The 14,293-nt window shown below is 56.9% G+C and carries 12 protein-coding genes; 2 read left to right on the plus strand and 10 right to left on the minus strand.

Features of this window, described 5'->3' with window-relative positions; all coding sequences use genetic code 11:
- Positions 1–132: 132 nt before the first annotated feature.
- The 10 genes from G516_RS0100300 to G516_RS0100345 all read right to left on the minus strand — a co-directional run bounded on the left by G516_RS0100300 (position 133) and on the right by G516_RS0100345 (position 11,490).
- Complete coding sequence (locus G516_RS0100300; RefSeq protein WP_028291954.1) at positions 133–1,623, minus strand: CoA-acylating methylmalonate-semialdehyde dehydrogenase; 1,491 nt, start codon at positions 1,621–1,623, stop codon at positions 133–135.
- A gap of 98 nt (positions 1,624–1,721) precedes the next feature.
- The gene (locus G516_RS0100305; RefSeq protein WP_028291955.1) at positions 1,722–3,071 is read right to left on the minus strand and encodes an aspartate aminotransferase family protein; all 1,350 of its coding nucleotides are present in this window, start codon (positions 3,069–3,071) and stop codon (positions 1,722–1,724) included.
- A 117-nt stretch (positions 3,072–3,188) separates the two neighbouring features.
- Positions 3,189–3,500: a hypothetical protein gene (locus tag G516_RS24840; protein WP_036533703.1), complete on the minus strand. Its 312-nt coding sequence runs from the start codon at positions 3,498–3,500 to the stop codon at positions 3,189–3,191.
- An 87-nt stretch (positions 3,501–3,587) separates the two neighbouring features.
- Positions 3,588–4,538 (minus strand): transaldolase, encoded by a 951-nt coding sequence (tal, locus tag G516_RS0100310; protein ID WP_028291956.1) that lies wholly within the window; start codon positions 4,536–4,538, stop codon positions 3,588–3,590.
- A gap of 74 nt (positions 4,539–4,612) precedes the next feature.
- On the minus strand, positions 4,613–5,527 hold the full coding sequence (locus G516_RS0100315) for an AraC family transcriptional regulator (protein ID WP_028291957.1): 915 nt from the start codon (positions 5,525–5,527) through the stop codon (positions 4,613–4,615).
- Between the two features lie 206 nt (positions 5,528–5,733).
- Positions 5,734–7,107: a D-arabinitol 4-dehydrogenase gene (gene dalD, locus G516_RS0100320; RefSeq protein ID WP_028291958.1), complete on the minus strand. Its 1,374-nt coding sequence runs from the start codon at positions 7,105–7,107 to the stop codon at positions 5,734–5,736.
- A complete protein-coding gene (locus G516_RS0100325) occupies positions 7,107–8,132 on the minus strand; it encodes an ABC transporter ATP-binding protein (RefSeq protein ID WP_028291959.1) in 1,026 nt (341 codons plus the stop codon). The genes dalD and G516_RS0100325 overlap by 1 nt, the downstream gene beginning before the upstream one ends.
- Positions 8,133–8,178: 46 nt before the next feature.
- The gene (locus G516_RS0100330) at positions 8,179–9,012 is read right to left on the minus strand and encodes a carbohydrate ABC transporter permease (RefSeq protein ID WP_028291960.1); all 834 of its coding nucleotides are present in this window, start codon (positions 9,010–9,012) and stop codon (positions 8,179–8,181) included.
- Between the two features lies 1 nt (position 9,013).
- Complete coding sequence (locus G516_RS0100335) at positions 9,014–9,892, minus strand: carbohydrate ABC transporter permease (protein WP_036533706.1); 879 nt, start codon at positions 9,890–9,892, stop codon at positions 9,014–9,016.
- Positions 9,893–10,182: 290 nt separating this feature from the next.
- Complete coding sequence (locus G516_RS0100345) at positions 10,183–11,490, minus strand: ABC transporter substrate-binding protein (RefSeq protein WP_028291962.1); 1,308 nt, start codon at positions 11,488–11,490, stop codon at positions 10,183–10,185.
- A 371-nt stretch (positions 11,491–11,861) separates the two neighbouring features.
- Here G516_RS0100345 and xylB point away from each other — a divergent pair, with 371 nt between their 5' ends.
- Positions 11,862–13,343 carry a xylulokinase gene (xylB, locus tag G516_RS0100350; protein WP_028291963.1) on the plus strand — a complete coding sequence of 494 codons (1,482 nt, stop codon included), beginning with the start codon at positions 11,862–11,864 and terminating at the stop codon, positions 13,341–13,343.
- A gap of 310 nt (positions 13,344–13,653) precedes the next feature.
- Entirely contained in the window at positions 13,654–14,250 is a 597-nt protein-coding gene (locus G516_RS0100355; protein ID WP_028291964.1) for an acetate uptake transporter, read from the plus strand.
- Positions 14,251–14,293: the final 43 nt, after the last annotated feature.

Raw genomic sequence — 14,293 nt, forward strand, 5'->3', positions numbered from 1 at the left:
GCCTGAAACGCCAGTACCGCTGGCGCTGACAGCACCAGAGCCTGACGTGCAGATATAAAAAAGCCCCCGGGAAATCACTTTCCCGAGGGCACAATCACCACAGAGACTAAAACAGGGGAAAAGCGACTCGCCTCAAGACGGGAACGAGAAGCTCACACCTTCACGCACACCGCTGGAAGGCCAGCGCTGGGTAATGGTCTTGCGCTTGGTGTAGAAGCGCACACCGTCCGGGCCGTAGGCATGCAGGTCACCAAACAGGGAACGCTTCCAGCCACCGAACGAGTGATAGGCCACTGGCACTGGCAGCGGTACGTTAATACCCACCATGCCCACCTGAATGTTGTCGCTGAAGTAACGGGCCGCTTCACCGTCGCGGGTGAAGATACAGGTACCGTTACCGTATTCGTGATCGTCGATCAGCTTCATGGCTTCGTCCATGCTGCTGGCACGTACAACTTGCAGCACTGGGCCAAAGATCTCGGCCTGGTAGCTTTCCATGTCTGGGGTGACACGGTCGATCAATGTCGCACCAACAAAGAAGCCTTCCGCGTAGCCTTCCACTTGGGGATTGCGGCCATCGACCACCACGGTAGCGCCGTCTTTTTCAGCGCTGCTGATGTAGCCGGAGACTTTCTGTTCGTGGGCACGGGTAATCACCGGACCGAAGTCGTTGCTGGCGTCGCAGAAAGCACCCACTTTCAGGCCCTTCATGGCTTCTTGCAGCTTGGACACCAGTGCATCGGCGGCTTCGTCACCTACAGCAACGGCCACAGACAGCGCCATGCAACGCTCGCCAGAAGAACCGAACGCTGCACCTAACAGCTGATTCACGGTGTTATCCATGTCGGCGTCTGGCATCACGATAGCGTGGTTTTTGGCACCGCCCAGCGCCTGACAACGCTTGCCGTTGGCGTTGGCGGTTTTGTAGATGTATTCGGCAATTGGCGTGGAACCCACGAAGCTGACGGCTTTGATGCGCTCATCGTTCAACAGGGTATCCACCGCTTCCTTATCGCCGTTAACGACGTTCAGAACGCCTTTTGGCAAACCGGCTTCCAGCAGCAGCTGAGCAATGTACAAGGTAGAAGACGGATCACGCTCGGATGGCTTCAGGACAAAGGTGTTGCCGCAAGCAATAGCCAGCGGGAACATCCACATTGGCACCATGGCCGGGAAGTTGAACGGGGTAATACCGGCGACCACACCCAACGGCTGGAAGTCGCTCCAGCTGTCGATGCCAGGGCCAGCGTTACGGCTGAATTCGCCTTTCAGCAGCTCTGGTACACCACAAGCGTATTCGACGTTTTCAATACCACGTTGCAGTTCACCCATGGCGTCGTGGGAAATCTTGCCGTGCTCTTCACCGATCATTGCGCAGATCTTTTCGGCGTTCTGTTCCAGCAGTTCCTTGAAGCGGAACATCACACGGGCACGCTTGATCGGCGGCGTGTTGCGCCACTCCGGGAAAGCCGCCTGGGCAGAAGCAATGGCCGCTTCTACGGTGGCCACGGTGGCCAGTTCAACCTGCTTGCTGACCGCGCCAGTGGACGGGTTGTACACATCCTGGGTGCGGCCGCCATCGGTGATGATTTCGCCGTCGATCAGATGACCAATTACGCTCATGACTTCATCCTCAATTTAAATTCTGTTGCTTTCGTATGTGGTTAACCGACGGGGAAGGCACACAACGCCCTGCGCCCTGCCGGTGAAATTCGGTTGTGTCAGGCGTCCAGCTCGGCGATGGAATCACCCAACGCATTCACCAGACGATCAATCTCGGCAGCTTCAACGGTGAACGGCAGGCCCAGCTGAATGGTGTCACCGCCATAACGCACGTAGAAACCTTTCTCCCAGCACTTCATCGCAATTTCATACGGACGACGCGCCGGTTCACCCGGGTAGGCTTCAATTTGCAATGCACCGGCCAAACCGTAGTTACGGATGTCGCTGATGTATTTGGTGCCCTTGAGGCTGTGCAACGCTCGTTCGAATACCGGTGCCATTTCGCGGGAGCGATCGATCAGCTGGTCGTTTTCCAGAACATCCAGCGCCGCCATGGCAGCAGCACAGGCCACCGGGTGAGCGGAATAGGTGTAGCCGTGTGGCAGTTCCAGCATGTACTCAGGGCCGCCGTTGTCCATGTAGGTCTGGTAGATTTCACCAGTGGTGATCACCGCACCCATTGGCACCGCGCCGTTGGTCAGCTGCTTGGCGGTGTTGAGAATGTCTGGCGTTACGCCAAAGCGTTCAGCCGCTGTCATCGCACCCATACGACCAAAACCGGTGATCACTTCATCGAAGATCAGCAGGATGTTGTTGGCAGTACAGATTTCGCGCAGACGCTTGAGGTAACCCACTGGCGGTGGAATCACACCGGCCGAACCGGCTACCGGCTCAACAATCACCGCAGCAATGTTGGAGGCATCGTGCAGGGCAATCAGCTCCAGCAGTTCGTCGGCCATCTCGGCACCCTGTTCAGGCATGCCCTGCGTAAAGGCGAAGTCCTTGCGCAAGGTGTGCGACAGATGATCGACCGGCACACCCTGACCGTACAGGGCACGGTTACCGCCAATACCACCGACGGAAATACCGCCGTAGTTCACACCGTGATAACCCTTGGAGCGACCAATCAGCAAACGCTTGCTGGCCTGGCCTTTTTTCTTCCAGTAACCCTGCGCAATTTTCAGCGAGGTGTCGGCGCTCTCTGAGCCGGAACCGGTAAAGAACACGTAGTCCAAGCCGTCCGGCATCAAACCGCGAATACGGTGCGCCAATTCAAACGAGGTCGGGTGACCAAACTGGAATGCTGGCGAGTAATCCAGCGTTTGCAGCTGCTTGTACACGGCTTCAGCAATTTCAGGGCGGTTGTGACCAGCGCCACAAGTCCACAGGCCAGACAGACCATCAAAAATCTTGCGGCCATCGGCATCGATGTAATAACGACCTTCGGCACCTTTAATAATGCGCGGGTCTTTCTTGAAACTGCGGTTGGCCGTGAACGGCATCCAGTGAGCGTCCAGCTGCTCAGCAGACAGACCGTGGGAAGCGCCGGTAGATGAATGGTCTGACATAACACACCTCGTGTTCACTCGTAGTCAAAGGGCGGCGAACTGCCGCAACGTTGAGGGTGATCATGTCAGCGAGGAATAGTTGAATAAATTTGAAAGTGCTTATGTTTTGTTGAAGGTTTATTTAACTTTAAATAGCTGATCGAGCTTACTGCGAATCTCAGCCTCAATCAGAGTCTGATCTGGAAACCGAACGGACAGCGGATAGGTATCCCAATGACCTTTCAGAAATCGAGTCCAAAGCGGGTCAGTCCGTTTAACGGCCAGCCATACGCCTTTACGGGTGCTACATAACCCAACCTTGCGTCCCTGATAAGTGGATGTACAAAAAAGTGTTGCTGAGGTTATTTGCCACCAGCAGATACGTTCGACAGGTTCGTTCAGAACAGCTTCCAGCGCACTGGTAAAAACATCAAGACGACTCTGTCCCATAGAGATCTATCCGACACACGAAAATTCCAGAGCCACCAGAACGGCGGCTCCAACAGGGTTTCAAGCCAGGTTGCTTAACCCGATTTTTCAGCCCAACTTCTCAGCCAGCAAGCCTTCCAGAATCTTCTGGTCTTTCTCAAAACCACGAATGCCTTCGGCCAGTTTTTCAGTGGCCATGGCGTCCATGTTCAGGTCCCAGCGGAATTCGGCTTCTGTCATGGTGGCCGGACGTTCGCTGATGGCACCTTCGTAGCTCAGGGCACGGCTCAGTTCACCTTCGGTTTCGGCCAGTTCGGTGATCAGCGCCGGGCTGATGGTCAGGCGGTCGCAACCGGCCAATGCCACAATTTCACCGCTGTTGCGGAAGCTGGCGCCCATCACCACGGTGTTGTAGCCGTGTTGCTTGTAGTACTGGTAGATGCCGGAAACGGACTCTACGCCCGGTTCTTCGGCCGGTGCGTAGTCGGTACCCGGATTGGCTTTCTTGAACCAGTCGAGGATACGGCCAACGAATGGCGAGATCAGGAATACGCCGGCTTCGGCACAGGCGCGGGCCTGGGCGAAGCTGAAGATCAGCGTCAGGTTACACTGGATGCCTTCCTGTTCCAGTACTTCGGCAGCGCGAATGCCTTCCCAGGTGGCGGCCAGTTTGATCAGGATGCGGTCGCGACCAACGCCTTGTTCTTCGTACAGAGCCACCAGACGACGGGCTTTTTCAATGCTGGCGTCGGTGTTGAACGACAGGCGGGCATTTACTTCGGTCGAGATGCGACCCGGGATGTGCTTGACGATGGTGGCACCCATGGCGACCGACAGGCGGTCGCAGGCGTCGTCGATTTTGGCTTCGAGGCTGTCACCTTCAGCGGCTTGCAGGGAAGCATCCACAATGGCGTCGTACTGGCCGGACTGTACGGCTTTCAGTACCAGCGAAGGGTTGGTGGTGGCGTCCTGCGGCTGCAGTTTTTGAATGGCGGTCAGGTCGCCGGTGTCGGCAACGATGGTGCTGTGTTGTTTCAGTTGTTCGAGCAGGCTTGCCATGTCGATTCCTTGTATTTGGTATGTTCGATCCCGGTAAGGAGCATCGACTCTGACGCTCCTTCCTGTGTTCTGGTTCAGTAGCGGCTGCGGCCAAGACGGCGAAAGTCGCTTGGGGTCATGCCCTTGATTTCCATAAAGCGGCGGTTGAAGTTGGCGACGTTGTTAAAGCCAACGTTATAGCAGATGGTGCTGATGTACTGGTCGGTGTCCAGCAGCATCTGGCAGGCCTTGTTCACTCGCAGCTGACTGACGAAGTTGGTGAAGGTATTGCCCGTCATACGGCGGAAGTAGCGCGAAAAGCGGCTTTCGCTCATGCCAAATTTGGCGGCCACTTCGGCCAGTGCCAGCCGTGATTCGTACGACTTTGACAGATAATCCACCACTTCGCTGATTTTTTGCAGTGAGCGGTCGTCATCAAAGCTCTGCAACTGCACCGACGATAGCAGCCGATAGTTATCGTGATATGTCAGTTCTTGCATCAAATGACAGAACTCAATCAGACGGCTGAGGCCATGGCATTCGCGAATGCGCAGCATCCGTTGCTTGGCCTGTTCGGTCAGGTTGATGAACTCAACGCCGTGTTTGGCGCGTTCCAGCAGGCCGCTGATTTCCTTGAATTCCGGCATCAGCTCCATCACCTGTTCGAGCTTTTCACCGCTGAACTGGATCACCAGATCGCGTTCTTCCACGCCGTCTTTTGGCAGGTCCTGACTGATCCAGTTGTGGGGTAAGCGCGGGCCGGTAAGCACCAGATGGCCGGGTTCAAAATGGCCAATGTAGTCGCCAACGAACACCCGTCCAGAGGTTTCCAGAATCAGGTGCAGTTCGTACTCTTCGTGGAAGTGCCAACGAATCAGCGGGTTGGGCGCACCGTGGGACAAACAACGAACCAGTCCGAAGGAGCCGTCCGGTTCATAACCCAATCCGGGGTCGCGTTGAAATTCACATTCCTGTTCGGGCAATTGCGGGGTTTTGGCGAGTGCTGACATAAGCGGAACCTGCCGTTTTCGAATTATTGTTAGGACAGAATAGTATCACCGGAGGTTAGCAAACATCCGGTAGCGGGTCACCACTGGTCAGATTGGCACCCGAATTGTCTTTTTTGTGGTTACTGCAATGAAAATCATCGATGCCCCACCGTGTGAAAGCAGGGCACCGATACAAAACGGTCATTGAGACCGGTTACAGAACGAGCTTAACCAAAAAACTGCTGGCAAACGGTCTGATAGCCACGGCGCACCGCGTCAATCAGGCTGCTGTCGCCAGCCAGTTCTTCAAACAGCAGGGCCTCCGAGCAGAACTGCGCCACCGGGTCATCGGCGTTCAGAATCCGCTCGAGGCTTTCCGGGTCCATCGCCTGATCCTGATATTCGTAGGCCACCAGCCCCTCGTCCCGATGTTGCAAAAACCGCAGGAACAGGGCGACAACCAGGGAGACGGCGTCCAGTGAACGACCGCCGCTCAGGCACTCGCGAATGGTGGGCAGGATAAAGCCCGGAATCTTCGAATAGCCGTCCATCGCCACGCGCTGGTTGGTGTCCTGAATATTCGGGTTGCTGAAGCGGTCCAGCACCACGTCGCGATAATCGTCCAGCTTCAGCGGACTTGGTGTCAGGCATGGAATGGCGCATTGAGTGGCGTAGTCGAACGCCAGTTGGCGCACGTCGTTATCCAGAGTGCCTTCGTGAATGTAACGGTAACCTTTCAGGGTACCGGCCCAGGCAATGCAGCTGTGGGTGGCGTTCAACAGGCGGATTTTGGCTTCCTCGTACGGCATCACGTCGGACACCATTTCAGCGCCGACCTGCTCCCACGCTGGGCGGCCATTGATGAAGTGGTCTTCAATCACCCACTGAATAAAGGATTCCCCCATCAGCGCTGCGCCGTCCTGACGTCCGGTGGCAGCTTGCACGCGCTCGGCCACATCGGCGGTTGGCCGTGGCGTAATGCGGTCCACCATGCTGTCCGGTGCGCAGGTGTTCTGTTCAACCCATGCCGTCAGTTCGCGGTTACCCAGCTGTTGCAGGAACTGCGTGAAGCCGGTGTAAAAGCGTTTGCCGTTGGAGCGCAGGTTGTCGCAGTTTTGCAGCGTCACCGCCCCAGCATCGGCCAGCCGACGTTCGTTCAGCAGGTGAGCCAGCGCGCCATAAATGGTGCAACGGCTGTTACCCGCCAGATCGTTGGCAATGTCGGCGACGCTGCTGTCGAGCTGGTCCTGACCGTCCAGGTAGTAGCCTGCTTCGGTTACGGTGAAGGAAATGATACGGGTGTTCGGGTCGGCTGCGACGGCAGCCAGTCCCGCCAGCTGTTGATCGTAGGCGACGACGTCGCGGATGGATTCAATCCACTGGTAATCGCGCTCACCTCGAGGGGTGACGGTTTCCAGCGTATAACCGCCCTGCTGCTTGATGGCTTGCAGGGTCTCGGCCATGTCCGGGCGGATGTTGCCACCCACTATTTGCCAGCGGTCGTCGCCCTGTTCGATCAGGTGTTGCAGGTAGACGGCCTGATGAGCGCGATGAAACGAGCCAAGCCCCAGATGCAATTGGGTCAAACGTTGGGTTGTCATCAGCCTTCTCCACGCAGGGCGCTGCCGTCGGCGGCGAAGAAATGCAGGCGGCTGGCGTCGGCATCGACACCCACCATGTCACCGGCGCGCAGGTTCGGTCGCTCGTACAGGCGTACGATGATCTGCTGCTGGACGTTGCCGTTAACGTTGATGTGCACCAGGGTCTCGTTACCGAGGGATTCAACCATTTCAACGTCGCCGTTCAGTTCACCTTCGCCATGGGCCACCAGCGCCATATGCTCTGGCCGTACCCCGGTTTCAACGGCACCTTCATGTTGGCTGCGGAACAGCTGCGACGGCAGGATGTTCATCTGCGGCATGCCAATAAACTGGGCCACAAACTTGTTGGCTGGAGTGTCGTACAGCTCCAGCGGCGTGCCCACTTGCTCAATGATGCCGCCTTGCAGCACCACCACGCGGTCGGCCAGTGTCATGGCTTCCACCTGATCGTGGGTGACGTAAATGGTGGTGGCACCCAGTTCGCGGTGCAGATGGGCAATTTCAACCCGGGTTTGACCACGCAGAGCCGCATCCAGATTCGACAACGGTTCGTCGAACAGGAATACCTTGGGCGAGCGCACAATCGCCCGACCAATCGCCACCCGCTGACGCTGGCCACCCGACAGCTCTTTCGGGGTGCGCTTCAGGTATTGGGTCAGGTTCAGTTTTTCCGCCGCTTTCTCCACCTTGTCCTTGATTTCCGCCGGGCTGACCTTGGCCAGCTTGAGCGCAAACGACATGTTTTCTTCCACCGTCATGTGTGGATAAAGCGCGTAGCTCTGGAACACCATGGCGAGGTCGCGGTGAGCCGGTTCGGCGTGGGTAATATCACGGCCGTCCAGCATCAGCTGGCCACCATTGATGTCTTCGAGGCCAGCAATCATCCGCAGCAGGGTGGATTTACCACAACCGGATGGGCCAACGAACACAATGAATTCGCCCTTTTCAATGGCGAGGTCGATGCCTTTGATGGCGTAGAAATCGTCGTAGTATTTTTCGACGCCTTGAAGATCAAGATATGACATGGGTAACTCCAATAATTCTTCTTATTCGCGCTTGATTCGCAGCGTGTTATTTCACGGCGCCGAAGGTCAGGCCTTGCACCAGCTGTTTCTGCGAGAACCAGCCGAACACCACAATCGGCGCAATTGCCAGTACCGATACCGCCGACAATTTGGCCCAGAACAAGCCTTCAGGGCTGGAATAGGACGCCACCAGCGTCGCCAACGTACCGGCGTTGGCCGAGGTCAGGTTCAGTGACCAGAAGGCTTCATTCCACGACAGCACCAGACACAGCAGGCCGGTGGAGGCCAGCCCGCCCATGCTCAGTGGCAGCAGCACATGGCGGAATTCCTGCGCCACGGTGGCACCGTCCATGCGAGCGGCTTCGAGAATCTCGTGAGGAATGTCCTTGAAGTAGCTGTACAGCATCCACACCATGATCGGCAGATTGCTGAGGGTGAAAATAATGATCAGCGAGAACTTGGTATCCAGCAGGCCGGTGTTCTGGCAAAGAATGTAGATCGGCACCAGTGCGCCCACCGCCGGCATCATTTTGGTCGACAGCATCCACATCAGTACGTCTTTGGTGTGTTTGGTCGGGTTAAACGCCATGGCGTAGGCAGCCGGTGTTGCAACCGCCAGTCCCAGCAGGGTCGACAGCACGCTGGTGACCACCGAGTTCCAGGCGTAATGCAGGTAGTCGCTGCGCTCCTGTACTTCGGTGAAGTTCTCTAACGTAGGTTCGAATAACCACATCGACGGCACAGCAATGGCTTGCAGCTCGGTCTTGAACGAGGTCACCAGCAGGAACAGCAGCGGGAAAAAGATCACCAGTGCCACCAGCCAGGCAGACAACGAGCGGAGAATGTAGGTCGGCGTCCAGACGGACTTCTTGTTGCTCATGTTAGTTCTCCAGATTCTTGCCGATCATACGGATCAGGAAAATCGCCACGATGTTGGCCAGAATAATGGCGAACAGGGCACCCGCAGACGCGACACCGACGTCGAAATTCAACAGCGCCTCGGTGAAGATCAGGAAGGCGAAGTTGGTGCTTTCGGTACCGGGGCCACCGGCCGTGGTGGTGTAGATTTCAGCAAAAATACTCAGCAGGAAGATCACTTCGATCATGATCACCACCGAGATGGAACGAGCCAGGTGCGGCACGTACAGGTAACGGAATTGCTGCAGGAAATTGGCGCCGTCCATACGCGCAGCTTCCAGCTGTTCGCGGTCCATCGACTGCAACGAGGTAATAAAAATCAGGCAGGCAAACGGCAACCACTGCCAACTCACCATGATGATCACCGAGAACAGTGGCAGATCGGTGAGCCAGTCGACCGGCTCAGCACCAAAGAAGGTCCACACCTGCGCCAGGAAGCCGTAAATCGGGTTCATCATCATGTGTTTCCACAACAGCGCATTCACCGTTGGCATCACAAAAAATGGCGAAATCAGCAGGATGCGCACCAGCCCCCGGCCCGGGAACGGGTCGTTAATCAGTAGGGCTATCGCCAGCCCCAGTCCCACCGTGATCACCACGGTACTGCCCAGCAACAGCAGGGTGTTCCACACCGCATCGCCAAACGCCGGGTTGGAAATAAAGAATTCGTAGTTGGACAACCCGGCCCATCCTTCCAGGAACGGGTTCATCAGGTTGTAGTAAATCAGCGAGAAGTAGATGGTCATGCCCAGCGGCACCAGCATCCACAGCAACAGCGATATAACCGCCGGAGACATTAGCAATCGGGAGGTGGTCCGATTACCGCGAGCTTGTGATGACATAACGTCTAACACCCTTTCAAACGGCCAAGCGATACCCTTCCGTGTTGTTCTGGTGCAGAACCACAGAGAAGACTCTCTCAGCAGGGAACATGGAGGCTTTCTCCGCAGCAAACAGGGAGCCTCTCTCGTTATGGAATAGCTGGATTCCTGAATTGAAAAACCCGGCTTGATTCCGCTTCAGAGCCAATCCGGCTTGCTCCCTGAACCTGCAGAGAACAAACCGGATCAGGCCAATCTGATATCCCGGCCAGCAACGGAGAGCTGGCGGGATCGCACCGATTCGTTATGAATCAGTAGTAACGTGCCTTGCGCATTTCGCGGTCGGCCGCCATTTGACCGGCTTTGAGGGCGTCCTTGACGCTGCGCTTGCCAGCCAGTGCCGCACTGATCTGCTGACCCACGGCAATACCAATGGCCTGGAATTCAGGAATGGCGGCAAACTGAACGCCGGTATACGGCACAGGTTCCAGCGTGCTGTCTTCCGGGTCGGCACTGTCCAGCGCTTGCAGTTCAGCCGAGGCAAAGCGAGCGGCCTTCATGAAGTTCTGGTTTTCGTAGGTGGAGAAACGGGTGCCGGTTGGTACACGGGCCCAGCCTGCTTCTTCACCCACCAGCTCAACGTATTCCTTGGAGGTGGCCCACTCAATAAAGCGGGTGGCTTCGTCGCTGTGGGTGGTGGATGCAGGTACAGCCAGTGCCCATGCCCACAACCAGTTGGCGCCTTTTGGCGTGACCTTGGTGGGTGCCTGCGCAAACGCAACCTTGTCGGCTACCTTGGACTGGGATGGGTCGGAGACAAACGAGGCGGCGATGGTGGCGTCAATCCACATGCCACATTTGCCTTCGTTGTAGAGCGCCAGAATTTCGTTGAAGCTGTTGGCAGAGGAGCCAGGCGGACCGTACTTGTTCATCAGGTCGACATAGAAGCTGATGGCGTCGTTCCACGGCTTGGTGTCAATTTGTGGCTTCCAGTCCATATCAAACCAGCGGCCGCCGTAGGTGTTCACCAGCGTCGACAGGAACGCCATGTTGTCGCCCCAGCCCGGCTTGCCACGCAGACAGATGCCGTACACACCTTCGTCCTTGTTATGAATAGCCGCCGCCACTTTGGCAACGTGATCCCAGGTTGGCTTGGTTGGCATGCTCATGCCGGCCTTCTCAACCAGGTCCTTGCGGTACATCAGCATCGAGCTTTCGCCATAGAACGGCGCAGCCACCAGCTTGCCATCGGTAGACAGGCCACTGCGAATCGCAGGCAGCAGGTCGTCGACGTCATAGGAAGCATCAAAATCCAGCTCTTTCAGCCAGCCACGTTCGCCCCAGATAGGCGCTTCGTACATACCAATGGTCATCACATCGAACTGACCGCCCTTGGTGGCGATGTCGGTGGTTACGCGCTGACGCAGCACGCCTTCTTCCAGCGTGACCCATTTGACCTTGATGTCGGGATTGGCTTTTTCGAAATGCGGGGTGAGTTTTTGCATCTCGATCATATGGCCGTTGTTAACGGTGGCGATCACCAGCTCCGTGGCGGCCTGAACTGCAGAGGACATAGCCAGCATACCGCCCAATACGGCAGCGCCTAACTTGAATTGCATAGTGGACTCCTAACGAGTTTTTATTCTTATCAAGTCTAGAAGAGATCATCTCGTTCAAGACCTGATCAGGCTAACATCTTTTAATTCGGGCGCTGGTACGTCTCCAGCAACATCTTGTACTTTTATGCATCCATTTCTCATTTACCTCCATATACGTGCATGAAAGTGTTAGAACAGGAACGCAGCGTTCAAAGCGTGATCAACCCCGGTCAACAGCAACCGCGACGCAGCCTTTACTGATTAAAACAACAACAGCCACAACAAACGATAAACGGCCCGTATATCAACCAAATGACGGCTTTGGCTGGACCGCCTGACCGGCAGTCTTGCATTCACAGGCCGCTGCGGTGCCGCACAGCGCAGGAATTCTTATGTATCTGGGACTCGACCTTGGCACCTCTGGCCTGAAAGCTCTGATCATCGATGCACAGCAGCACATCATTGGCTCCGCCCACGCCGCCCTTAACGCCCAACGGCCCCACCCCGGCTGGTCGGAACAGCACCCTGCCGACTGGATCAGCGCCTGCGAGCAGGTATTCGACCAACTGCAAGCAAGTTATCCACAGGCATTGGCGCAGGTGCGCGGCATCTCGCTATCCGGCCAAATGCACGGTGCTACTTTGCTGGATAACTCCGGCACGCCGCTGCGGCCTTGTATTTTGTGGAACGACACCCGCAGCCATGTTGAAGCCGCCGAGCTGGATGCCATGGCGGGCGTGCGCGAACTGTCAGGCAATATCGTCTTCCCGGGCTTTACCGCGCCCAAGTTGATGTGGGTAGCCCGCCACGAGCCAGATATTTTCAACAAGGTCAGCAAAGTATTGCTGCCGAAGGATTACCTGCGTTACTGGCTCACCGGCGATTACGTATCGGAAATGTCTGACGCGGCGGGCACCGCCTGGCTGGACGTCGCCAACCGCTGCTGGTCGGATACTCTACTGAACGCTTCCGGCATGCGCCGTGAACAGATGCCGGAACTGGTTGAAGGCTCACAAGCCAGTGGGGAAATAAGAACCGAACTGGCCCAGCGTTGGGGCATCGGCAAGGCACAAGCCCAATACGTGGTTGTGGGTGGCGGAGCGGGCGATAACGCCGCTTCAGCCTGCGGTATGGGCGTGGTGCAACCCGGTGAAGCCTTTCTGTCGTTGGGTACCTCCGGCGTGCTGTTTGCCGCCAACGAGTGCTTTAAACCCAATCCTGAAAGCGCCGTGCACGCCTTCTGCCACGCCATTCCCAACAGCTGGCACCAGATGGGCGTGATACTGTCTGCCACCGACGCCTTGAACTGGTATGCAGGCATTGCCGGTAAAAGCGCCGCTGAGCTCGACGCCCAGCTGCAAGCCGCCCAGGGCAGCCAACCAACACATCCGGCGGACGTTACCTTCTTGCCGTATCTGGCCGGCGAACGTACCCCGCACAACGACGCTCGTATTCGCGGCAGCTTCTTAGGCCTGAGCCACAACAGCGACCAGAACCAGTTAACACAGGCGGTGCTGGAAGGCGTTGCCTACGCCATGCGCGACAACCTCGAAGCCCTGCGTCAGGCGGGCACCGAACTACAGCGTATTAAAGTGGTGGGAGGCGGCTCGCGTTCACACTACTGGCTTAACGTGATTGCCAACGTACTGAACCTGCCGGTGGATATCCCCGCCGACGGCGACTTCGGCGGCGCGTTTGGTGCTGCCCGACTGGCGCTACTGGCTGCCGACGGCGGTGACCCGTTTGAGGTATGCGCTGCACCCGCGGTACAACACACCATCGAGCCAAATCATTCACTGGCTGCCCATTATGAAGACGGCTACCAGCGCTACCGCAGCGCCTACCCACTGATCAAACAGCTTGGAGAGATTTGAGATCTGGCGTCTGGCGTCTGGCGTCTGGCGTCTGGCGTCTGGCGTCTGGGGTCTGGGGTCTGGGGTCTGGGGTCTGGGGTCTGGGGTCTGGGGTCTGGCCAATAGTGTGGGAGAGAGCTTGCTCTCGATAAACCATCGGCAGCAAGCTGCCTCCCACAGCAGAGGCGTTAGACTAATGGATTATTTACTTCCACAACCTTTCTTTTCTGAAAAGCGCCATTACAATCCGCGGCCTCTTACAGCGCGTTGACGTCGCGCCTTCGCGTCGTCCGCCATTCAACTTCCGTCATTTCTCTGCAAGGTAGTATTAATGAGCACAAAACTGGCCAACCCGGCGCCACTGGGACTGTTGGGCTTCGGTATGACCACGGTTCTGCTGAACATCCATAACGCTGGTTTCTTCCCACTGGACTCCATGATTCTGGCGATGGGGATTTTCTACGGTGGCCTGGGCCAGATTCTGGTCGGCATGATGTGCTTCAAGCGCGGCGATACCTTCGGCACCACCGCATTCACCTCCTACGGCCTGTTCTGGCTGACGCTGGTCGGCCTGATTGTGATGCCAAAAATGGGGCTGGCCGCCAGCCCGGCAGCCTTCATGGGTTGGTATCTGGCACTGTGGGGCCTGTTTACCGGCTTTATGTTCATTGGCTCCTTGTGCTACCCACTGGCCAAACAAGTGGTGTTTGGCTCGCTGACCATCCTGTTCGCGCTGCTGTCGATCCAGCATTTCACCGGCAGCGAACTGCTGGGCCGCATTGCTGGCTTCGAAGGCATCTTCTGTGGCCTGAGCGCCATCTACTTCGGTGTAGCCCAGGTGCTGAATGCCGAATACGGCCGTGAAATTCTGCCCATCGGCAGCAAGAAAGCCGCGCCAGCCGCATCGACCGCCGCCGTCGCTGCCTGATAGGCACAGGCAACACCAAGCGTTCACAAAGCCAGCCTTGCGC

It is taken from the genome of Oceanobacter kriegii DSM 6294, assembly GCF_000422845.1.
Taxonomy (GTDB): domain Bacteria; phylum Pseudomonadota; class Gammaproteobacteria; order Pseudomonadales; family Oceanobacteraceae; genus Oceanobacter; species Oceanobacter kriegii.